Source organism: Nostoc sp. FACHB-190 (assembly GCF_014696905.1).
Lineage (GTDB): Bacteria > Cyanobacteriota > Cyanobacteriia > Cyanobacteriales > Nostocaceae > Nostoc_B.
In genome coordinates this window covers 1-21,826 of the sequence record NZ_JACJQW010000007.1, presented here as the reverse complement: position 1 = coordinate 21,826, position 21,826 = coordinate 1, and the positions used below count along the sequence as shown (strand labels likewise).

Genomic DNA, 21,826 nt, shown 5'->3' with positions numbered 1-21,826 from the left:
TAATTATTAAAGTTTGACAGAATTTAGGTTTTATATCAATTTGCAATTCGCATCGAGAAAATCAGATTCCCTACTTTTTTGAAAAGTCGGGGATCTTGTTGTTGAAACAATGCTCAAGCGATCGCACTTTTGCAAACACTACATTTTTATATAGTAGGGCGATCGCAAACTCAAATTTGATGCTGTGTAAGGTAACTTTCGTTTTCTCTGAAGCAATTTCTGTTTTCCTTAAAGGAACTTTTGTTTTCCCTGAAGTAACTTTTGTTTTCCCTGAACTAACTTCTGCTTTCGGGAAACTAACTTTTGTTTTCTTTGAAGTAACTTCTGCTTTCATAGTTCCGTGTTTCCCTCAGTCTGTAGTAGTTTCCGCTTTGACATTGGTTATTTAACAAAAATCAACAGTTTTACGTATGGCAACTTTTTATACAATTGTTCACTATAGAGTAATGGTAAACTCAAAAAATGAGTATTAATTATGGCAAGAAAAAAGCGCAGTTCACGTATTCTCGAAAAAGCCGAAATGCGTCTAGCAAGTATTAAATCCATCAGTCCCACCCTGGATGTAGGGGAAGGATTAACAGTGACAGATTATACTGAAAAAATAGAAAAGATGCGACAATTACTGGAAGTGTATAATACTACTCTTTCTAGTATTGATGTTTTATTAACCCAGATTGTGGAAAACGAGGAACATTTAGCAGATTATTCAGAAAATATTCTGCGTGGAATTGCTTATAAATTTGGCAATAATAGTCATGAGTATCAAATGGCTGGAGGAACTCGAAAAAGCGATCGCAAACGTGCAATGCGTCAAGGTATGGCTTTAAGTACCACCTCAAGCTAAACCCAGAAAAATGTAGGTTGGGTGAAGCAATAGCGTAACCCAACAAAAATCTCGGAAACTCAAGACAAATATTGGTGTTGGGTTTCCTTCCGTCAAAACAATCAAGCGATCGCATTAATAATTAGTTTGAGAGCGAATTTCTTGTAAAATATCTGAAATTTCTGCTTCTGATTCAATATGTTGTGCCAAAACTTGAGCAGTAACCTCTAGCACGCGGTTAGAAAATAACTTAGCTACATCTTGGCGTAAACCTTGCCCAATATAAAATTTAAGTAATGCCTCACAAGACATATCTCGACTGTCGGCTATTTTTTTAAGAGATTCTAAGGTATCTTTGGGGATTTCTAGAGATACTGTTTCATGTGAGCGTGGGCGCAGTTGTAATGTATATAGCGGTTCTCGGTTGGATGAGGTACATTTCAACCCCACCCCCAACCCCTCCCCGCTTGCGGGGAGGGGATCGTTTGCGTCAGCAAATGCGGGGTGGGGTTCCGACTGTATTACAAGCAAGTAAGAACCGCTATGTTCTTCTTCAGGGTTGTTCATAAAGCTTCCTCTCTGTACGAGTTGCTAGACGAGCAGAAATGATTTAGTCAAGACGTAGGATGTGTTAAAGGAGAGTAAAGTATTTACCACAAAGCTTGCGGTGCGTTACGGCTGTCACTTAACACACCCTACATATACTGATAACTGTTTACTGATAACTGTTCACTGATTTAATAAGGTGTTGCTTGAATAGTCATAGTTTTTTTTTGCAGATTAAACTGCATTTGATCCACCACATATTGTCTATCTTCAGCCACTGCTTGAATACCTAACAACTCCACAAGGGGAACTACAGAGGGAGCCAGCTTAACTTTTGCTTGACCTGTAGCTGAATTTTCAATCGTAAAATTATCTAGTGACAAACCATTCAAAGTTACTTGTTTAGCTGTGTGGTGTTTTTGTTCACCCCGCACAAACATACGGCTATCACTTGTATAAACTAAAGCTTTATTGTCGAATTGTACTTTGTCAATTTTACTTAGAGAAATAGAAAGGGTTTGATTACTACGCTGAATTTTTAAGGTTTGTTTTTGGGTATCTACTTGGATTATCTTACCGCTTTGCGATTCTCCTCCCTTTAAAGAAATTCTTGCCAAATTTGGTAAGGCTATAAGCAATTCTACGAACTGTGATTTTGCTGGTGTTTGTGCTAGTAACAGATTTCCCGTCTTGACTTCCTGACCAGTTGCAGATATGGTATTTCTTGCCAGCACTACTCCTGTAGTCAAAACTCCCGCAAATATCACCTGAAAAACAGTTGTCATAGTCTTAACACGGTTGCTTATGTATTAATTCTTTGTTTATCATCTTCACTATTTAGCAAATTTCCGTAAAATAACGGAAAATCACTGGATTTTTTTAAGAAATTGTTGTAGATGGCGTTAATCTATATTTTGGGTAATTCTTTGGAATACTTCTGTGACTTCAAATCCCAACCCAACCCCAGATCCAAATATTTTAGGTAAGTTTACTAGTGTAGTTGGTTTACTTGGTGCGGCGCTGTTCTTTGCAGGCTGGATTTACCGTTGGGCATATTTTTACTTTTTTAAACTAGAAATTTCTAACCTAGATTTACCTGCACAGTCGTTTCTCATTGTTCCCATACAAATATTTTTTGGGGATGGTTGGGCAATATGCAAAACAGCGATCGCTTTTTTGGTGGCAGCGATCGCTATTAATATGACGCTATGGTTAATTAGAGTTATCAGCGAGTTTGTTGTTAACCGCTTCCATGATTTATCAAATCGCATCATCAGTGTTACTCAAAATAAGCGGTCAGTAACAGCGAAATTTCTTTATTCTTTAGCTAACTATAGTTCTCAACAATTGCTGTTAGTAGATTTTTTGCGATCGCTAGTGAATGAAATTGTCATTGTCGCTTGGGTTTTAATTGTGATATTTTGGTTAGCCCAATGGCAAGGTGTAACTGATGCACGGCGAGATGCTGGTCAAAATTCTACCTTACCTGTAATTGCTTTAATTACCCCAGAGGAAAAGTTTGTTGCCGGACGTAAACTTGATAATCGCTTTGCTGATCCCTCACTCAAAGGCTATAGAATAATTGGAGATAGAGGTTTATTTGAAGACTTAAGCGGTAAAGAAGATACTGATATTAGTAATCCTCAACAGCCGAGAATTTGGCGCATACTTCTACAACGTGGCGGTTGGATTTATTTGTTCACCGCTTTACCGCCAAATGCAACACCTAATCAGCGTCCAGCCGTAATTGCAATTCAAGAAAATGACAAAGGACATTTGCTAATTCTCTCGCCAGAAGTTTCTAAAACCAATACACCTTGAAAAGTTGAATATTAATCATGCTTTGCTTAAGGTAAAGAAGGGTGATAAGCTAAACCACATCTAGTTTACATAACGGAAATGCCAATAACTCTTGTGGGGTGGGCATCTTGCCCGCCCTAATTATGCAGTTTAAATGTGTAACAGCTTACCAATTCGCCATTCGCAATTAAAAAACTTAGATGCAGCAAAGCTTTTAGGGTTTACGTCTATATCTAGTAGGACTTACGCAAGAACCCTCTCAAATCCTCTTAACTTCGTGACCTTTGCGCTCTTTGCGGTTCGTTTTTTCATGATTTTGCGTAAGTCCTGTCTAGGTTTTCGTGAATGACTAACATCAAAATATGGAACACAATACAACAACAGATCCGAACTTTTTCTTGGTGTGTGGACTGGGAAATTTAGGACAATATTGTGTATCTGTGCTGAAGGAGTTTGGTGTTAAGGTCAATGCCATTGAACAGGTAAGTACTCACACTTGGGAAATTGCAGAATTACCAGAGTTAATTGATAAGTTGGTGATTGGTGATTGTCGGCAACCGAAAATATTAGAACAAGCAGGGATAAAACATTGTCGGGCAATTTTGATTGTAACAAGTGATGAGCGAGTAAATATAGCGGCGGCATTTGCGGCGCGATCGCTTAATCCTCATGTACGTTTAGTTATCCGTTCCGCCCAAAATAATCTCAACGATTTACTCCAAGACAGTTTGGGTAACTTTATCGCCTTTGAAGCCACCCAATTACCAGCCCACAGTTTAGCCTTAGCCGCATTAGGCTGTGAAACCAGAGGATTTTTTAATTTAGAAAACCATTTACTCCAAGTTTTTGCAGTATCTATCCATGCTTCCCATCGCTGGAGTCATTGTTGTCTTTCGCAAATTAACACTAGCCATCGCCGCGTACTTATCCACATCACAGCCGGTCAACCAGTCCCCAAAGGTTTCTATAAATGGAAACCAGATGCAAAAATTCTCCCCGGAGACTCTATCTTTTACATTGAAGTCAGCGAAAATCTCAAGACTTCCCCCAAACAAATGAACAGCTTTGGGCAATTTTGGCAGGAAATTTTGACAGAAATATCATGGCAAAATCTCCGCCACAAATTAACGCAGTTTTGGGAAGACAGTAGTCAAACCCGCCGCGTCGCTTTAGTTGGGGCATTATTGTTAGTGAGTTTATTCTTGTTAGGAACACTGCTTTTCAAAGCACAGTATCCTGACCTTTCTTGGCAAGATGCGCTAAATGTAGCTTTGGTATTGAGTCTCGGTGGTTACGGTGATGTGTTTGGGGGACAGCAAAAAATATCTTTTCCTCTGACATGGTGGCTGCATCTATTCAGTATTACCACGAGTGTCACTAGTACACTGTTTGTTGGTATTCTCTATGCCTTAATGACGGAACGTGTCTTATCTGCGAGATTTCAGTTTTCTAAACGCCGTCCCCGCATCCCCAAAGCCGACCATGTAGTATTAGTGGGGATGGGGAGAGTTGGTCGGAGTGTCGCCCAGTTGTTGCAAGAACTCAAACAACCATTGGTAGGCGTAAATACCAAAGACCTGGAATCAGGAATGTTACCCCAAATGCCCTTAGTTTTGGGAAATCTCAACCATGTTTTAACAAAAGTCAATCTTTCAACAGCAAAAAGTGTTGTGGTTGTCACCGATGATGAAGTGACAAATTTGGAAATTGCTTTAAAAGCACGCACTGTCAACCCAAAAGCTAACTTAGTTATTCGTACCTTTGACCCTTGTTTTAGCGAAAATATCGGACTGCTGCTACCTCACGCCAGAATTATGGGAGTTTACGCCTTAGCCGCCGAAGCATTTGCAGGTGCAGCATTTGGGGAAAATATTTTAAATTTATTTCGTTTGCATAACCAAACAATATTAGTTACCGAATATCAAATTGAAGCTGATGACACCCTCAATGGCAAATTAATCGCTGATATCGCCTATGGTTATCGAGTAGTACCAATTTTTTATCTGAGAGCTAAACAGCATACACCCAAGTTTATGCCTGCTGATGATATCAAATTAATTGTAGGCGATCGCTTGGTCGTCTTAGCCACCATCGAAGGACTGCAAGCCGTCGAACGCGGAACCATCAAACCCGGACACTGCTTAGTGCGAGTCGAAAAAACAATTTCCGCAGAAGCCACATTTGAAGGCGCAGCCATAATTTCACGAGTTACTGGTTGTGATATGCACTTAGCCAGAACTTTAATGAATCAATTACCAGCCACTCTCCAACATCCCCTATACTTGCACCAAGCACATCGTTTAGTGCAGGAGTTGAGTAAATCCCAGGTTTCGGCTCATCTTGAATAGAAATCCCGACGAATGGAATGAGACGTACTTAAATTTTAATTGCATACATATTTAATAGTGGTGAAAAATCTGTGTCAGGATGATAGCGATCGCTATTTTTATCTGGGCGTTGCTGAATCGAGGTATGAATTTAAATGTAGAGACGTTTCATGAAACGTCTCTACAAGGTTTTTATCAGAAAACAAAATGATTTTCGACACCACTCACCAAATCGCCAAAACCCTATATTTTGCGTTGAGTGGTGTCGATTGCTTACTGGGCAAGGATTTGAGCTATGTACTTGGTTAAATTTCGCCCAACATTTATAATGTTCTTCAGAGTGGTGTCGCTTTGGCGGCTGAAACCCTTACAGGGCAAAGGCTCCTAGACGAACTCTTTACCGATTAACTCAAATCGGAATTATTGGAAACCCGAAGATATCGGCGGCTTCGTCGCAGTAACTGTCGACTTTACCGATTAACTCAAATCGGAATTATTGGAAACGCGCCGTGTCCTGAGACATATTTAATTTTTCCGTCCTTTACCGATTAACTCAAATCGGAATAATTGAAAACACATCTACTGGCTGTTGTAGCGATATATCTCGCCGAAAGTTGTTGGATTCTTAAAATCAGAATTTGAGCGGTTCTCAGTTGGATGAAGTACATTTCAACCCCACCCCCAACCCCTCCCCGCGTGCGGGGAGGGGAGCGTTTGCGTTAGCAAATGCGGGGTGGGGTTCCGACTGTATTACAAGCAAGTAATACTATTTTGGATTTTAGATTTTAGATTTTGGATTGGGAAATTGCTTATACCAATTCACGAAATTACTGATACAAATCACTTCCTCTGCAACTCGGATTCCGGTCGCCGAGCGAAGTCGAGGCGCTGCTTTCATGTCTGTATTATTTTTAAAGTGAAATGGTATTACTGGTGAGCTTTTCAGTAACCCATTTGTCGCAATCATTTTTCAAATTGGTATAAGAACCGCTATCACCAAAACATCAAAAAGAAACCCGACTTTAAATAAAGTCGGGTTTTTAATAGTTGAAATAACTTATCGCATCAAAATCATACGGATTAAAATACTCTAGGACTTACGCATTGACAGACAAACCAAAATAACAGGTAGGGTTTTTAAGGTTTATAGCTAGATTTTTCAATGATATTTTAGCGATCGCACCTAATCTAGAGTGATTGATCAAAGGCTGAAACAACGTATTTCCGTTGATACACAAGATAGTTATTTTGTACAGTGCGTAAGTCATAGTAAACTTTTTTATCAGCTTTCAATATTTCTGTGGTAAATCATAATTCTCATAGAGAACTTTCATGTGTCGGCTAAACTGTTCTTCTAAAAAATAGCTACTAGAAAATTCACTTGCAAAAGAAACCTGATGAAAATGATAATCTAAATTTAGCAGGTTGTAGACAAGCCTCAAAAAATAATCATCTATCCAGAAATCCACATCAAACAATGAAATGCCATATTTTCCTTCCAATCTGCGATTTAAAGTTTTTAGTAACCAAGACCATTGAGGTTTAAGCGTCGGATCAATACGATTACCAAATACAGGATTAAAAAACTGATTTATTTGGGTTTTTCTCACATCAATCACTTTAGTTAATAAATCTGTTGCCTGAATTGGGGATGAATTAAACCAATAGTTAGCAACTAGTAAATCATGTAAATAAGCTACAACAATTTTCGGGTTTTCTTTAATAAACTGCGAACGACAAACAATTCCTCTAATTGATGGAATTCTTAAACTATCTGTTTGAGATAGAGGTAGCTTTCTGACAAAAGCATATCCTTCTAAAATTGACGCAAAAGTGTGACAACACACGTAGGCATCTATAGTTTTGTTAGCGAGACTCCTACTAGCCCTTTGTGGATCTTCATTTACTAATTTACAATCTTTACTCACATCCATATTATAGAGGTCAAACAGAGTAATGATGAACCGATGAGCATTGGAACCAAATAACGTAGAAATCCGCTTGCCTTTAAGTTCCTGGACAGTATTTATGGCAGAATCTTTATGGAGAACAATGTTCACATCCTGACCCAAAAGATTATACGAAGCAATCCCAATCAATTTAGAACCAAAACTTAAATCATCAAAGAATTGACTCCCATTATTCAAGAGAGAAATATCATCTAAAATACAAATATCTAGTTCTCCCCTTTTCATTTGATGGTTCATTTCTTCTCCAGAAGAACAGGGCAGAATTTGTAGCTCGAAATCTCGATTAATTTCAATATTTTTAAAAATAGGCTGTTCAATTAATGAGGATGATCTCTGTAAATCAGAAATATACTTAGTTCCATATCCTGCAATAAATTGTCCTATGGAATCACGCTGAATACCTATTCTTAGAACATTTTCTTCTTTAGCAGAAGAGCTACCTAAAATTAAATTTACATTAGGCACACTTTCCAAGTTATTTTGTTCGAGTCTAAAACTTCTGACTAAACCCTCTGCGGAGATTAATAATTCACTAAAGCGGGGAACATGAATATAAATTCCATATTCATTAACATCTTGTATAGTCAGGGTTAAAACTTGGTATTGAGATATGATATCAGCTTCACAAAAGTCAGGTAAAATAGTTAATTTTTGATTTTCTGAAGCATATTTGAGGACATCTTGATAGCTTGATAGTATATTGACTCCACTTAATTGATGCAACAAAATTCCATTTTTAGATAGTTCTCGATGAACTTCATCTAAAAGTAAGACTTCATCCCAATCAATCTCATTTGTTTTAATCAAGCGATACTCATTGAAATATTTATTTTTCCCAAAAGAGAACAACACCATTTTATGAGTTGTTAATCTAGTACAGTGATGTTCTTCCTTATATCCAGAGCAACTGTTGAGCAGTAAATCTATATCTAAGAGTTGAGAATGTGAGAAAAAACTACTATTTTGAGCCTGAATTTCTTTGATATTTCTACCGGGAAAACAAAGCTGAAATCGCTGCAAATATTGTTTTAACCAGACTTCTAAAATTAAACTAGTCGCCCCCAATATTAAATCTTCACCCTCGGCGCTAAATGTTGCGTGAAATTCTTCTCGCAGATTTTCTACAGTTTCGACAACATTAAGTGTTTGAGAAATCAATTTCTTGCCTTTATTAGTTAAGCAGATAGAGCCAGGAGAGCGATTCAGCAGAATTACTCCAAAATAATCCTCGGCTTGCTTTACTTTTTTACTAATTAATGCTTGACTATATCCTAGTTTTTGGGCTGCTTTCGAGAAGCTACCACAGTCATCTACCGCTTTTAAAATTTTGAGGTGATTGAGGGTAATATCTTCGAGTTTAATCTTATTCATGCTATGTAGGGCAAGATTTTGAATTACAACCTAACTAAGTTATTCTGCTGTGTGTATTCGGAAATAACTAGTTTGTGGAAGCGAATAGTATCTTCCAACATCGATTCAAATTTGAGTATGATTAAATCAACGCCAACAGTTTCGTATTCTTTGAGACGTTGAATAATTGTATAGCGATCGCCTACAAGTTGAGCAGATAAACCGAGATTCGCTTCAATGGTTTGGCTGATATCTAGTTTGTTGTGGGCAACTACGTTAGGATCTATTTGTTCTTGAAAGTATTTAATCTGTTGCTGATCCGCAGAACGATAAATCGCGGCTAGTCTAGCTTCAGCTTCGGCTGTATGTTCACGAACGATCGCAAAAGCACTCATAGCTACTTTAATATTACGCCCGTAGCGAGCGATCGCCAATGTTTTCACCTTCTGCACCAATGCGGCTGTTTTTTCTGGTTCATCAGCATTGATAAATAAATAATCTCCGTGACGAGCTGCTAAATTAATTGCCCTGTCTGATTCCCCAGCAATGAAAATAGGTGGTGTTGGTGTAGGTTTATCAGTGAGAACACCATTTGTAATAGTGTAATATTTACCAACATAATTAAAGTCATCGACTGTCCACAGCCCCTTGATGACATCAATATACTCTTCTAATCGGGCGTATCTCTCACTATGGGGGAGCCAAACATCTCCATAACTTTCTACTTCTAACTTCCACCATCCAGCAATCCCACTCAGGGCAAATCTGCCGTTACAAAGTTGATTTTGAATGTTTGCACTTACATTAGCAACCACCGCAGGTAGTTTAAAACCGGGTTGTACAGCCGCAACAATTTTGATGTTCTTAGTATTCAAACTGGCTAAAGCTGCTGTAATCCAACCATCTGCAACATGATATTTCGGGCCATGAATAGCATTCAGGTAATTTTCAGGAATGTAATAGAAGTCATAACCTAACTCATCCGCCTGAACTGCCAGTTTTACCAAATCTTGCGTAGATACATTAGCCTCATGATTCACAACCCGCAACCATCCACCACAGACAGGCGACCAAATTCCAAACTGAAGTGGCATAAATATTTCTCCTGTGCTTTTTCTCTAAGGTATTAAACCTCTCCCTCCCAGCCTCCCTCTCCGAAACGGAAAGGGAGGAGAAAAATTAGTTTTTTGCTCCCCTCTCCGCGTCGGAGAGGGGCTGGGGGAGAGGTCAAAAAAAGATTTGTCGGACTTACGTTACTTAAACTACGGTATTTTTATCTTGCCACCGTAGTTTAGTAGTTCACACTACCATATTTATTTCTGCTGTGTATAGTTGCAGATGAGAGATGCAAAGCATTCACTTATCACGATCTGGAATAGTAGCCATCCTTTGTTGAGTCCTGGATTTCGGGTCTCGTTGACATCATCAGGATGATAACTAGCAAATATAAAAGAATAATTAAATATTCCGCAAACGTTAGCAGTATTCCAAAATGGAATACAGAAATGGAATTTAAGTATATGCAGTCACGACATCGGAAAAATTGTCGTGATAAAGTCTGATCCATGAAAATACGGTAGCTCAATCGGGTTATGATATATTGCCAATATCAAATCCTGAGATTGTCTACTTGTAAACTCAGAGGACTTTGCAGCCGCTATCAAGCTTTAGATTTTTTGGATCAAGTTTTAGGTGATTTGTTAGTGATGACAAATTCGGCTTTGTTGCATCACAAGCAAACTTAAACAAATAACCAAGCTGTTTCATTCTCAAACACACAATTATGGTAGATATTAAGTTCGCATACTGGATTCCCAACGTTAGCGGGGGGTTAGTAGTTAGTAAAATTCCCCAACGGACAAACTGGACTTACGACTATAATGCTCAACTAGCTCAAACTGCTGAAGAGGTTGGCTTTGAATATGCTCTAGCACAAGCTAGATTTATCGCCAGCTATGGGGCTGAGTACCAGCTAGAGGCATTTACAACTGTATCAGCCCTAGCACCAGTCACCAAAAAATTGAAGTTGATTGCGGCGGTTCATCCTGGATTATGGCATCCCGGAGTAGTTGCCAAAATCGGAGCCAGCATTGATTTTCTCTCTAACGGACGATTTGCTTTGAATGTAGTTAGCGGCTGGTTCAAAGATGAATTCACTATATATGGTGAACATTGGTTAGACCATGATGAACGCTATCGCCGTTCCGAAGAATTTATCCGTGTCCTCAAAGGCTTATGGACTGAGGATGAGTTTCACTTTAAAGGCGACTTTTACCGGATTAACGGCGGTTGGGTCAAGCCTAGACCGGTGAATCAGAATCCCCACCCAGAGATATTCCAAGGTGGTAACTCTAAAGCAGCCCGACGGATGGCTGGCCGTGTCTCTGATTGGTATTTCATGAATGGTAATACCCTAGAAGGTGTGAAAGAGCAGATTGCTGAAGTGTCGGAATTAGCTCGTCGAGAAGGACGCACAATTAAGTTTGGGCTAAATTCCTTTATCATCGTGCGAGATACGGAAGCAGAAGCCTATGAAGTATTGCGCGACATTATTGCTCAAGCCGATGTAGAAGCAGTGAAAGGATTTGGCGAAGCTGTCAAACAAGCTGGAGCTGCAACTCGTGAACGTGAGGGAATGTGGGCAAATTCCAATTTTGAAGATTTAGTACAGTACAACGATGGCTTCAAGTCAGGTTTGATTGGTACTGCTGAACAAGTAGCAGAGAAGATTCGCCAATTCCATGAAGCGGGGGTTGATTTAATTCTCGGCGGCTTCTTACACTATACAGATGATTTACCAGCATTTGGTAAGAACGTAATCCCCATTGTGCGCGAACTTAAATCTCATCGTCGGACTGCTAATGAGTTGGCTGTGGTGTAGATTCACAGTCACATAAGTAGTTAAACATAATTAATTACACAAAGTCATTGCGAATGGAGCGAAGCGAAATGAAGCAATCGCAAGGGCTGGGATTGCTTCGCTTCGCTCGCAATGACTGTAATTAATTTTGCGTGGTTACTTATCTTGTAGGAGTGGGTTTTGTAGAGCCAAGCTGTTGCGATCGCAGCTAAACCCACTTCTACAGCAACAGCGAAACGCAGATATCACAATTTTTACGTAACCAAATCATCTTCATAATTACCCAAATTTCCTAGCAAATTAACTTTGTGATAACTCTGCGTACCTCTGCGTTTAAACACGATAAATCACAATCAAGGAGTTTTATCATGACATCACTAATTAATACAGAACAAAAGGCGCATATGATTCGTGATGACAAAGAAGCGATCGCGATCGCCCATGAATTAGCGGCGGAGTTTGCTAAGGGTGACTCAGAACGCGACCAAACTCGGCGTTTACCTGCCGAAGAAGTGCAGAAGTTTTCTCAAAGCGGATTGTGGGGAATTACAGTCCCGAAAGAATATGGCGGTGCTTTTGTCTCAAATGTCACCCTAGCAGAAGTAATTAAAATCATCTCCGAAGCCGATTCTAGCCTCGGTCAAATTCCTCAAAACCACCTCTACATGGTGGAAGCAGTCAGGTTGGATGGTACGGACGATCAGAAAAAGTTCTTCTTTGATTTGGTTCTACAAGGCAAACGCTTTGGTAACGCCTTCTCGGAAGTAGGTACTAAGTCTGTCACCGATGTGCAAACCAAGTTACAACCAGATGGTTCTGACTTTGTACTCAATGGACGCAAATACTACTCGGCTGGCGCATTATTAGCACATTGGGTTCCTGTGATTGCCAGTAATCCCGATGGTAAAACAGTAGTGGCATTTGTTGAAAGAGATGTCGAAGGACTAACCCTACTTGATGACTGGACAAGCTTTGGACAGCGCACCACAGCTAGTGGTACTACCATTATTGAAAATGTCAAAGTCAAGGCAGAACACGTTATTCCGCACTATTTAGCCTTTGAACGAGCTACTCCAATGGGTGCGATCGCTCAAATCATCCAAGCCGCAGTAGACGTGGGAATTGCCAAAGCCGCAGTCCGTGACACCATTCACTTTGTCCGTAAATATACGCGCCCTTGGGTTGACAGCAATTTAGAAAAAGGCTACGAAGACCCCCTGACACTATATGAATTTGGTAACGTGCAGATTCAAGTTCATGCTGCGGAAGCTTTGCTACGTCGTGCAGGCGAATTTCTAGACATCGCTAACGAGTCAGGCTTAGAAGAACCCAAGGTAGTTGAAGCCTCGATTGCAGTTGCAGAAGTCAAAGCCTTAGCCACCGAAGCCGCAATCCTCGCTACCAACAAGTTATTTGAACTAGCAGGTACTAAATCTACATTGGAAGAATTTAACTACAATCGCCACTGGCGAAATGCCCGCGCTCACACACTCCACGATCCCGTCCGTTGGAAATACTACGCTGTTGGTAACTACTTCCTGAATGGTGTTTATCCCCCGCGCCATCCTTGGCTGTAATTAATAAAGTATTTGCAGGAGAAGTTGCGAAGTATGCAATTAATCAAGACTAAAGAATCTCAAAATTATCTTGAACTAGCTAAATCTTTAGCGCAGGAATTTGCTGCTACTGCTGTAGAGCGAGATGTCAAAGGGGGAACGCCAAAGTATGAACGCGATCGCCTGCGCCAAAGCAACTTGCTAAAATTGATCGTACCGACAGAGTACGGTGGTTTAGGAGAAAGCTGGATTACCGTTTTCAGAATTACCCGCGAGTTTGCCAAGGTTGATAGTTCTATTGCTCACGTCTTTTCTTACCACCATCTAGGGGTAGTAGTTCCGCATATATTTGGTTCAACAGAGCAGAAGCAGCGATATTATGCAGAAACTATTGACAACAATTGGTTTTGGTGCAATGCTCTCAACCCTTTAGATAGAAGAACGACGCTGACACCGGAAAATGATTATTTCCGTCTTCATGGCAGCAAAAGCTTTTGCTCTGGCTCCCAAGACTCGGATATATTACCGATCACCGCTACTGATCAAAAAACTGGTGAATTGAAAATTCTGGCAATTCCTACCCAACGCCAAGGTGTGACTGTTCATGATGATTGGGATAACATAGGGCAACGTCAGACAGATAGCGGTACTGTGACATTTGAAAATGTGCTGGTATATCCAGACGAAATTCTGGGTATTAGAGATAAACCCAGTCAACCCTTCACCACGATTCGCGCCTGCTTAACTCAATTGAATCTGGCTAATATTTACCTGGGAATTGCCCAAGGAGCATTTGAAGCTGCTAAAACCTATACTGGCACTAATACTAAACCTTGGCTGACATCAGGTGTAGAAAGTGCTACCCAAGATCCATACATTATCCAGCATTACGGCAATTTCTGGGTTGAGCTTCAGACTGCTACTTGTCTAGTTGACCAAGCAGGAGAATTGTTACAACAAGCTTGGGAAAAAGAATGGTCACTCACCGCAGAACAACGGGGAGAATGTGCGCTGTTTATCGCTACAGCCAAAGTCGTCGCTACTAGAGTCGGCTTAGATATCACCAACCGCATCTTTGAAGTTATGGGCGCACGCGCTACTAATGCCAAGTATGGTTTTGACCGCTATTGGCGGAATCTCCGCACGTTCACTCTCCATGATCCTGTTGATTATAAAATCAGAGATATAGGAAATTGGGCGTTAAATGATCAACTGCCAAAACCCAACTTTTATTCTTAGAAAGACAAGACTGATAAAGTTGGCGGGAGATGGGTAGCGTTATAGTAGGAGGCAGTGGTTCGACTACGCGGTAATTGAGCGGTCATTGTGAATTGCGAATTGGTATTAGTCGTTTGGTGCAAGATGTGAATATAATCAAATTTCTTTCCTACTCCCCACTCCCCAATTTTGAAACGACGCACATTTATTACCACCTGTGGTTTCACCGCCTTAGCTACACAGATACCTCTGGCTAAGGTTCAAGGTCAACTATCGCCAAACACCATTATCAAGCCACCCCGCCTCCAAGCGGGAGATACGGTAGGATTAATTTCTCCGGCTGGTGTCATTGATGCGGAAGATTTAGCCAATGCCAAGCGATCGCTCACCGAGTTAGGATTAAAAATTAAATTAGGCAACCATATTTTAGATAGGTACGGCTATTTAGCTGGTACAGATGCTAACCGCGCCGACGATGTAAACGCGATGTTTGCAGATAATTCCGTCAACGCCATTATGACTATGCGCGGCGGTTGGGGTTGTAATCGCATTTTACCTTTACTGAACTATCCCCAGATTCGCACCCATCCTAAAATTATCATGGGGTTTAGTGATATTACTGCTTTGGTGTTGGCTATTTATGCCCGTAGTCGAGTCCTGACTTTTCACGGGCCAAATGCCACATCTACTTGGAATGAGTTTACAGTAGATTATGCCAAGCGCATCTTATTTGATGGCGAAGCAGTCACAATGGAAAATCTTAAAACTGAAGATGTCCAATTTGAGACGATTGCATCAGGAAAAGCCACAGGTAAATTAATAGGTGGTAACTTATCAGTGATAGCAGCAATGGTAGGTTCACCTTATCTACCTGCTTGGTACAAAAGCATTTTATTTGTGGAAGATGTCAGAGAAGATGTTTATCGGATCGACCGAATGTTAACTCAGCTAAAAAACGCTGGGATTCTCAATCAAATTTCTGGTTTGATATTTGGTAGATGTACTGACTGTAGTATTGGTGATGAACCATCTTTTAAATTAACTCAAGTCTTACGCGAACATATTATTCCCTTAAAAATTCCGGCTTGGTATGGTTCAATGATTGGTCATATTAAAGATAAATTTACATTGCCAATTGGTTTAAATGTTGAAATAGATGCCGATGCTGGCACAATTAAAATGTTGGAATCGGCTGTGGTAATAAGGGATAGGTGACAGGTGCAGGTTGGGTGGAGGAACGGAACCCAACATTCTCAAGAATTTGTTGGGTTACGCTATCGCTACACCCAACCTACTATTCTCTTAACTGAACTTAATTCTCTAAAATCAGACAACAGAATAAAATCAATTTGTAGCGATCGCAAAACCACACAAAGTCTACATCCCCTTGTCTCCCTTGTCCCCCAAATCACCGCTTAATTCCCTTAAACCGTTCTTTCGCTGCTTGAAACTCGGCTTGCATCACAGATTGGATTTTTTGCGGATCAGGTTTTTTGCCACCGATAACATCGCCAAAATAAACACAAGCTGCTTCACCTAAAGACCAAGTATAAGCCGCCGCCCAAGAAGCCGCGATCGCACTGCCAAAACCAGGGATAATTTTCACTAACTCCCGTCCTATGGCTTGGGCGAAAAATCCGCCGGCGATCGCACTCACAATTCCGCCTGCTTGCGATGGTGTGATGGTTTGCCCGTATAATTTACCTAACAGTCCTACCATCGATACTTGCAATGCTGTTAACACAGGCATGGTTGCAAATGGTAAAGGTATGGCTGCTAATGTTGCTGCCATCACTGAAAAAGTCAACATATACCGCCTTCCCGCATCACGGTAGATATTCCCAATTTGTTGACCTACTCCCTGTGATAATAACTGATTAATGGCGCGGGCTTCGGCTTCTGGTAACAATTCCGCTAAAGCATCTCGAAACTCTTCTAAACCATAAAATACCGGGTTGTAACCATCTTCTTCTAAAGTAAAGTCAATCAGCACAGCGCGATCGCACAATCCACTAAAAGCTTGCTGAATTTCTGCAAAAGCCCGTTGAACTGCTTCATACTCTGGTGGATAAACTGGATGATCTACCACATCCACAGCATAAACTTCGTGTAAGCAAGTCACCGCCAGTAAACAAGGAATATCAGGATATTGTTGACGTAGGTTTTGGGCAATTTTTCGCAACGTATCCGTGGCAAAATCGTTAATCTTGACTGTGAGAATTAACACCCTCGCACCACGACTAGCCTTTTGCAAATCACCCAACAACTCTTGGATAATAATTTGAGTTTCTTGATTAACATCTCCTAACCCCACCGTATCGGTAAAAATCAGCAACGGTAAATCACCAGAAGGATAGGCGTAGCGTTCAGTATGTTGGGTATGGGGACGAAAACCTTGTCCGATAATTTCTGCTGAAACTCCAGTCAGTCCCCGCACAATCGAACTTTTACCAGCTTGGGGTTTACCAATTAACAAAGCTTCTGTAGTTGGCAGTTCAGCACGGACAGCTTCTAAAATCTCTGCTACCTGAGCTTCGCTGACACTATACCATTCAACCACAGTCTGCGATACTTGTTCCACAGGTAGCAACTGCATCAAACTAGATGTAGCTTTTTGCCAGATTCCTGTAATGCGGTTTTTCCAATTGTTATTAACCGACTGCGTTTGACCTCCAGACGGTTCATTGGTAGATTGAGAATCTGCTGATGGCAAATTAGTATTAGGTTGCTCAGTCATGGTAATCAAAACAGCAGATAGATGGCAGTTTGAGTTGAGAGGTTGTTTTAAAAGTCTGCTTGTTGGTAGCAAAATATTTTAGATCCCCCTAAATCCACGACACTTGCTACAACGGGGGGAACCCCGCAACGCAGTGTCTCCCCTTAAAAAGGGGGACTTTGAGATTAATTCCCCCCTTTTTAAGCTACGGTGTACACACAAGTCGAAAATTTGCTCTATGAAACCGCATCCCGCCTGAAACTAAAGTTCCAGGCTCATAGCCAAAGTCCACTCAAGTGGACTGAAATGAACTTTTGCTTGAGTCCTCTTCAGAGGACTTGCGCTATGAGACTCGGAATTGATTCCGAGGCGGGATAGATGCACTCAACCCGGATTTGTGTGTACACCGCAGCCTTTTTAAGGGGATGCTCAAGGGGATCAACGAGTACTTAAAACTACGAATAAATACTTTTCAAACATCCTCTGAAATACTCACTGGCCATTTTAGATGATTCACCACTCACCTAACCTGCACCTTTATAGCAATCTTCCAATTAACAAAAATCACACCGGAGATTATATAGGACTCATATTTAGATTTATGAAAAAACCAGTACACCCAGATAAACCTGGATTTCTCACAAGGGAGAAATCTAGGTGTGTGGGAGGATAGTAAAGAAATCTTTCCCCCCTCTCTTCCCACACTCCCCACACCCCCCACACAACTAAATTCAACAATCACACCGGATGATTATATGAGTTACCCCATTGCAGAGTTAGCCATTACTAGCAGTCAAGATTTAGTGAGTTTATTACAATTTCCCTTTATGCAACGGGCGCTGATTGGTGCTGTGTTGATGGGCATACTGGGAGGGTTACTGGGTAGTTTTGTCACTTTACGACAATTATCGTTTTTTAGCCATGCCGTTGGTCATGCGGCTTTAGTTGGTGTCGCCTTGGGTGTCCTGCTACAGTTAAATCCTACTTGGATGCTGTTACCCTTTACCTTGGTTTTTGGCGTTATCGTTCTTTACTTTGTTGATAAGACCGATTTAGGTAGTGATAGCGTACTTAGTATAGTTCTCTCTGGTGCCTTGGCGATCGGTGTCATTCTTTCTAGCTTGATTCAAGGATATCGGGGTAACCTGATGGCTGTGCTGTTTGGCGATATTCTCGCTATTGATACCACCGATTTGATTTTAACCCTACTCATCCTTGTAGGCGGCGCTATATTCTTATTCTCGACTTTGCGCCAGCAAATTTTACTCACCCTCAATCCTGATGTTGCTAAAGTCCAAGGTATTCCCGTGGAATTATATCGTTACGCCTTTGTGGTGCTGCTGTCACTAGCCGTTGCAGTGGCGATTAAAGCTGTGGGAGTTTTACTAGTTAACGCCTTCTTAGTGATCCCCGCCGCGACAGCCAAGCTGATGAGTCAGCATTTTAGCCGCTTTTTGTGGATGTCGGTAATTGTAGGTTCAATTAGCAGCATTGTAGGTATTCTGGTTTCAGGGATTTTTAACATCGCTTCTGGCCCTAGTATTGTGCTGGTTCAGTTCTTGCTATTCATTGCTGTGTTCGTGGTCATTAAGCTGGGTTGGCAAACTGCATAACTTTTTTTTAGATGACCCTTGCAGAATCATTTTTCGTTTGCTAAGATTATAAATCGTGGCGCAAAAACAAAGCACCCGCCGGGATAGCTCAGTTGGTAGAGCAGAGGACTGAAAATCCTCGTGTCACGAGTTCAAGTCTCGTTCCTGGCATACCACTAAACCCCTTGAAACTGTTGGATTTCAAGGGGTTTTGCCTTTATTAGTACATAACTTACGCACGCCGTTTTTTTATTGAGAATGGGTGTAATAAGCTATTAAGCACTTAGTTTGCAGTTTAGACCGCAGGGGAGCAGAGGGGCAGAGGAGAGAGTTTAAGTCATTTATGTACAATTTCAATAGTGCAGCTTAAATGCTGATTAGCTTACCAATTCTATAAGAGGCTGTATATTCAAATCTGGCACCAAGCGACTGAAGTCGTGGCTATACAGACACAACCAGAACTTCGACTAAGCTCAGGACAAGCGCAGTAACAACCTTTGCAGGCTAATAAGATGCCTAACCCCCAACCCCTTCCCTACGAGGGAAGGGGAGCAAAACTCAAAGCCTCTCTCCGTTTCGGGGAGAGGTTTGGAGAGGGGTTACAAAAATAAGTTGCACATCGCGTTAATAAGATGCTTTTTAATTAACGATTTGGTGTAAGAGTGATGAAAATTTACACCAGTTCAAAAGCAAACCACAAAATATTTTTTACTGAGGTATTTACAAGTATAATTTTATACAGTACTATAGGATTAAGAAAGGCGATCGCCCTCCGCCAAGAGCTTGCGATCGCCTTTCCCTAAACCCCCTTTCTGGGAGATAATTTCTATCATGGCACAAGTCAAAAAGTTTGCACGACATCAACGTTTTGCCCAATCACAATTACAACAATTTTTAGAGGGCGAAAAGTTAAATACACCTGTTCACAATTTAGCTTTTCAAAATCCATCACCCAAACGAGAACGCATTAAACACATACTCATGGGTTCTCCCCAAGCTGTTAGCAATACTATTCACCACCTGCACGTTATTGGCTACGCTAGCACTGGTGATTGGAGTCCACTTTTACCCACTGCTAACCCAGATGAGGTGATGAGTATTTTAATCCGCATGATTTTGATCCGATAAGTTATTTCCACTATTAAAAACCCGACTTTAAATAAAGTCGGGTTTCTTTTTGCTGTTTTGGTGATAGCGGTTCTTACTTGCTTGTAATACAGTCGGAACCCCACCCCGCATTTGCTAACGCAAACGCTCCCCTCCCCGCACGCGGAGAGAAGTTGCGTGCGGGGGTTCCCCCCGTTGAGCAAACTTCGGGGGAGGGGTTGGGGGTGGGGTTGAAATGTACTTCATCCAACTGAGAACCGCTCAAATTCTGATTTGAGGAATCAAAACACTTTCGGCGAGATATATCGCCACAACAGCCAGTAGAAGTGTTTTCAATTATTCCGATTTGAGTTAATCGGTAAAGTTTGACTTCCATTACACCGACCATCGTGGTCTACCAGGCGTTTCCAATAATTCCGATTTGAGTTAATCGGTAAAGCGCAGCCACACAACACGCTCAGGAAAGAGATGATGTTTCCAATAATTCCGATTTGAGTTAATCGGTAAAGAGTTCGTCTAGGAGCCTTTACCCTGTAAGGGTTTCAGCCGCCAAATCGACACCACTCTGAAGAACATTATAAATGTTGGGCGAAATTTAACCAAGTACATAGCTCAAATCCTTACCCAGTAAGCAATCGACACCACTTAACGAAAAGTATAGGGTTTTGGGGATTTAGCGAGTGGTGTCGAAAAGTGAACATTTATCAGCGCCAACGTTTCCAATAATTCCGCCCCTAAAGAATAGAAGCGGCTTCTCGCGCTGCTTTTTCTTCTCTTCCTGAAGACGTTCCTTTCCAATAATTCCGCCCCTAAAGAATAGAAGCGGCATCTAGTATTTTTAGTACAGATTGAATTGTAGATTCTTTCCAATAATTCCGCCCCTAAAGAATAGAAGCGGCTTTGAAAAGCGATCGCAGCATTAGGAGGGCGATCGCTCTTTCCAATAATTCCGCCCCTAAAGAATAGAAGCGGCGCGATGCAGTGAACATCCTGGGCTTGGTCAACCTGTTTCCAATAATTCCGCCCCTAAAGAATAGAAGCGGCCTCTCTTTTGATCAGCAATTGAACATCTTCAGGGAGTTTCCAATAATTCCGCCCCTAAAGAATAGAAGCGGCCAGAAGCGGGGATTGAAAAAGTGCATATCTTTGGGGTGTTTCCAATAATTCCGCCCCTAAAGAATAGAAGCGGCAATACACGAGCAAATTGTGCATCTTCTAGTTCGTATTTCCAATAATTCCGCCCCTAAAGAATAGAAGCGGCTGCGGGCTTCTGAAACCTTGATATTGCAAAGGTTTTAAAGCCACTTTGCGCGGGACTAGAAAGAAAGTAGCATTTTAGCCGTTGGCTCGTCAAGACATCACCTTTGTAAATTGCCTCAAAAGCATAACAGGCAAAGCTTCTAGGAATTGCGCGGAACTTCATATTGTAGCCATCCACCTCAAAGCTATACGACATAAGCCTTTGAACCACAAAAATTGCCTCAAATTCTTAAACACCCACTCATCCGCGCCAGTGAGTATGTCAACTGTGCAGTCAGATTACAGATAAAAATAGCGATCGCCATCATCCTGACACAGATTTTTCACGACTATTAAATATGCAATTAAATTTTAAGCTAATTGCTCTAATAGCTGAAATGCTCTTGCTAATTCTTGAGTGAGAAAACTTGGCTCAGTTTCTTGAAACACCGCTAATAAACTGCGATAGTACCACAGTGTTCCTTGTTTACCACCTGTGAATTTCTGCCAAACGGCTTCTTTTTGCTGATATAGCAATCCTAAACTACTTATGAGAAAATACGGAGAAAGTAAGAAAGTAAATTATATAACAAGCAAGCAGTTGTGGTTATGTGGATACAGTGGTTAGAAGATTTTATCAAAAATAGTCAAGAACAACGTGAAATCAAGCGAGCTACAGCAGTCAAAATGCTGTTATATGGATATAAGCATGAAGAAATAAT

19 protein-coding genes, 1 tRNA gene and 1 CRISPR repeat array are annotated in these 21,826 nt (G+C 41.0%); of the genes, 13 read left to right on the top strand and 7 right to left on the bottom strand.

Going from position 1 to position 21,826, the window contains the following annotated elements; all coding sequences use genetic code 11:
- Positions 1–70: 70 nt before the first annotated feature.
- On the bottom strand, positions 71–334 hold the full coding sequence (locus tag H6G28_RS10625) for a hypothetical protein (RefSeq protein WP_190670627.1): 264 nt from the start codon (positions 332–334) through the stop codon (positions 71–73).
- A 141-nt stretch (positions 335–475) separates the two neighbouring features.
- On the opposite strand from H6G28_RS10625, the gene H6G28_RS10620 reads away from it, so the two are divergent.
- Positions 476–844, top strand: a complete 369-nt coding sequence (locus H6G28_RS10620) for a hypothetical protein (RefSeq protein ID WP_190670626.1) — start codon at positions 476–478, stop codon at positions 842–844.
- Between the two features lie 114 nt (positions 845–958).
- Here the strand turns inward: H6G28_RS10620 and H6G28_RS10615 are convergent, their stop codons facing one another.
- Together H6G28_RS10615 and H6G28_RS10610 are read right to left on the bottom strand one after the other, a co-directional pair.
- Positions 959–1,390 (bottom strand): BrnA antitoxin family protein, encoded by a 432-nt coding sequence (locus H6G28_RS10615; protein WP_242054527.1) that lies wholly within the window; start codon positions 1,388–1,390, stop codon positions 959–961.
- Between the two features lie 170 nt (positions 1,391–1,560).
- Complete coding sequence (locus tag H6G28_RS10610; RefSeq protein WP_190670625.1) at positions 1,561–2,154, bottom strand: hypothetical protein; 594 nt, start codon at positions 2,152–2,154, stop codon at positions 1,561–1,563.
- 154 nt (positions 2,155–2,308) lie between these two features.
- On the opposite strand from H6G28_RS10610, the gene H6G28_RS10605 reads away from it, so the two are divergent.
- Both H6G28_RS10605 and H6G28_RS10600 read left to right on the top strand, forming a co-directional pair.
- Positions 2,309–3,190: a hypothetical protein gene (locus tag H6G28_RS10605; protein WP_190670623.1), complete on the top strand. Its 882-nt coding sequence runs from the start codon at positions 2,309–2,311 to the stop codon at positions 3,188–3,190.
- A gap of 341 nt (positions 3,191–3,531) precedes the next feature.
- Positions 3,532–5,517 carry an NAD-binding protein gene (locus tag H6G28_RS10600; protein ID WP_190670621.1) on the top strand — a complete coding sequence of 662 codons (1,986 nt, stop codon included), beginning with the start codon at positions 3,532–3,534 and terminating at the stop codon, positions 5,515–5,517.
- Positions 5,518–6,785: 1,268 nt separating this feature from the next.
- Here H6G28_RS10600 and H6G28_RS10595 read toward each other — a convergent pair.
- Positions 6,786–8,837, bottom strand: coding sequence for a LysR family transcriptional regulator (locus tag H6G28_RS10595; protein ID WP_190670620.1), 2,052 nt, complete (start codon positions 8,835–8,837; stop codon positions 6,786–6,788).
- 23 nt (positions 8,838–8,860) lie between these two features.
- Positions 8,861–9,910, bottom strand: coding sequence for an LLM class flavin-dependent oxidoreductase (locus H6G28_RS10590; RefSeq protein ID WP_190670619.1), 1,050 nt, complete (start codon positions 9,908–9,910; stop codon positions 8,861–8,863).
- A 528-nt stretch (positions 9,911–10,438) separates the two neighbouring features.
- Here H6G28_RS10590 and H6G28_RS37340 point away from each other — a divergent pair.
- The 6 genes from H6G28_RS37340 to H6G28_RS10565 all read left to right on the top strand — a co-directional run bounded on the left by H6G28_RS37340 (position 10,439) and on the right by H6G28_RS10565 (position 15,869).
- Positions 10,439–10,561, top strand: a complete 123-nt coding sequence (locus H6G28_RS37340) for a hypothetical protein (protein ID WP_277883225.1) — start codon at positions 10,439–10,441, stop codon at positions 10,559–10,561.
- Positions 10,562–10,599: 38 nt separating this feature from the next.
- Positions 10,600–11,697 (top strand): dimethylsulfone monooxygenase SfnG, encoded by a 1,098-nt coding sequence (gene sfnG / locus H6G28_RS10585; protein ID WP_190670617.1) that lies wholly within the window; start codon positions 10,600–10,602, stop codon positions 11,695–11,697.
- Positions 11,698–12,044: 347 nt separating this feature from the next.
- The gene (locus H6G28_RS10580; protein ID WP_190670616.1) at positions 12,045–13,253 is read left to right on the top strand and encodes an SfnB family sulfur acquisition oxidoreductase; all 1,209 of its coding nucleotides are present in this window, start codon (positions 12,045–12,047) and stop codon (positions 13,251–13,253) included.
- 33 nt (positions 13,254–13,286) lie between these two features.
- On the top strand, positions 13,287–14,471 hold the full coding sequence (locus H6G28_RS10575; RefSeq protein ID WP_190670615.1) for an acyl-CoA dehydrogenase family protein: 1,185 nt from the start codon (positions 13,287–13,289) through the stop codon (positions 14,469–14,471).
- A gap of 168 nt (positions 14,472–14,639) precedes the next feature.
- Positions 14,640–15,665, top strand: a complete 1,026-nt coding sequence (locus H6G28_RS10570) for a S66 peptidase family protein (protein WP_190670614.1) — start codon at positions 14,640–14,642, stop codon at positions 15,663–15,665.
- A 3-nt stretch (positions 15,666–15,668) separates the two neighbouring features.
- Entirely contained in the window at positions 15,669–15,869 is a 201-nt protein-coding gene (locus H6G28_RS10565; protein WP_190670613.1) for a hypothetical protein, read from the top strand.
- Here H6G28_RS10565 and H6G28_RS10560 read toward each other — a convergent pair.
- Entirely contained in the window at positions 15,859–17,187 is a 1,329-nt protein-coding gene (locus tag H6G28_RS10560) for a GTPase family protein (RefSeq protein ID WP_190670612.1), read from the bottom strand. The two genes, H6G28_RS10565 and H6G28_RS10560, sit on opposite strands and share 11 nt — an antisense overlap.
- A 734-nt stretch (positions 17,188–17,921) precedes the next feature.
- Here H6G28_RS10560 and H6G28_RS10555 point away from each other — a divergent pair.
- From H6G28_RS10555 to H6G28_RS10540, 4 genes are all read left to right on the top strand, one after another.
- On the top strand, positions 17,922–18,779 hold the full coding sequence (locus tag H6G28_RS10555) for a metal ABC transporter permease (protein WP_190670611.1): 858 nt from the start codon (positions 17,922–17,924) through the stop codon (positions 18,777–18,779).
- Between the two features lie 77 nt (positions 18,780–18,856).
- Positions 18,857–18,929, top strand: a tRNA-Phe gene (locus tag H6G28_RS10550).
- Between the two features lie 494 nt (positions 18,930–19,423).
- Positions 19,424–19,561 (top strand): hypothetical protein, encoded by a 138-nt coding sequence (locus H6G28_RS10545; RefSeq protein WP_190670610.1) that lies wholly within the window; start codon positions 19,424–19,426, stop codon positions 19,559–19,561.
- A gap of 28 nt (positions 19,562–19,589) precedes the next feature.
- On the top strand, positions 19,590–19,886 hold the full coding sequence (locus H6G28_RS10540) for a hypothetical protein (RefSeq protein ID WP_199332819.1): 297 nt from the start codon (positions 19,590–19,592) through the stop codon (positions 19,884–19,886).
- A 695-nt stretch (positions 19,887–20,581) separates the two neighbouring features.
- Positions 20,582–21,126: a CRISPR direct-repeat array (repeat unit 36 nt; unit sequence TTTCCAATAATTCCGCCCCTAAAGAATAGAAGCGGC).
- Between the two features lie 350 nt (positions 21,127–21,476).
- Here H6G28_RS10540 and H6G28_RS10535 read toward each other — a convergent pair.
- The gene (locus tag H6G28_RS10535; RefSeq protein ID WP_190670608.1) at positions 21,477–21,641 is read right to left on the bottom strand and encodes a hypothetical protein; all 165 of its coding nucleotides are present in this window, start codon (positions 21,639–21,641) and stop codon (positions 21,477–21,479) included.
- Positions 21,642–21,826 lie beyond the last annotated feature (185 nt).

What these genes read in the sequence shown, in the direction of transcription:
- H6G28_RS10625 (WP_190670627.1), bottom strand. Translation starts at nt 334, where the DNA reads ATGAAAGCAGAAGTTACTTCAAAGAAAACAAAAGTTAGTTTCCCGAAA.
- H6G28_RS10620 (WP_190670626.1), top strand. Translation starts at nt 476, where the DNA reads ATGGCAAGAAAAAAGCGCAGTTCACGTATTCTCGAAAAAGCCGAAATG.
- H6G28_RS10615 (WP_242054527.1), bottom strand. Translation starts at nt 1,390, where the DNA reads ATGAACAACCCTGAAGAAGAACATAGCGGTTCTTACTTGCTTGTAATA.
- H6G28_RS10610 (WP_190670625.1), bottom strand. Translation starts at nt 2,154, where the DNA reads ATGACAACTGTTTTTCAGGTGATATTTGCGGGAGTTTTGACTACAGGA.
- H6G28_RS10600 (WP_190670621.1), top strand. Translation starts at nt 3,532, where the DNA reads ATGGAACACAATACAACAACAGATCCGAACTTTTTCTTGGTGTGTGGA.
- H6G28_RS10595 (WP_190670620.1), bottom strand. Translation starts at nt 8,837, where the DNA reads ATGAATAAGATTAAACTCGAAGATATTACCCTCAATCACCTCAAAATT.
- H6G28_RS10590 (WP_190670619.1), bottom strand. Translation starts at nt 9,910, where the DNA reads ATGCCACTTCAGTTTGGAATTTGGTCGCCTGTCTGTGGTGGATGGTTG.
- sfnG (WP_190670617.1), top strand. Translation starts at nt 10,600, where the DNA reads ATGGTAGATATTAAGTTCGCATACTGGATTCCCAACGTTAGCGGGGGG.
- H6G28_RS10580 (WP_190670616.1), top strand. Translation starts at nt 12,045, where the DNA reads ATGACATCACTAATTAATACAGAACAAAAGGCGCATATGATTCGTGAT.
- H6G28_RS10575 (WP_190670615.1), top strand. Translation starts at nt 13,287, where the DNA reads ATGCAATTAATCAAGACTAAAGAATCTCAAAATTATCTTGAACTAGCT.
- H6G28_RS10560 (WP_190670612.1), bottom strand. Translation starts at nt 17,187, where the DNA reads ATGACTGAGCAACCTAATACTAATTTGCCATCAGCAGATTCTCAATCT.
- H6G28_RS10555 (WP_190670611.1), top strand. Translation starts at nt 17,922, where the DNA reads ATGAGTTACCCCATTGCAGAGTTAGCCATTACTAGCAGTCAAGATTTA.
- H6G28_RS10545 (WP_190670610.1), top strand. Translation starts at nt 19,424, where the DNA reads ATGAAAATTTACACCAGTTCAAAAGCAAACCACAAAATATTTTTTACT.
- H6G28_RS10540 (WP_199332819.1), top strand. Translation starts at nt 19,590, where the DNA reads ATGGCACAAGTCAAAAAGTTTGCACGACATCAACGTTTTGCCCAATCA.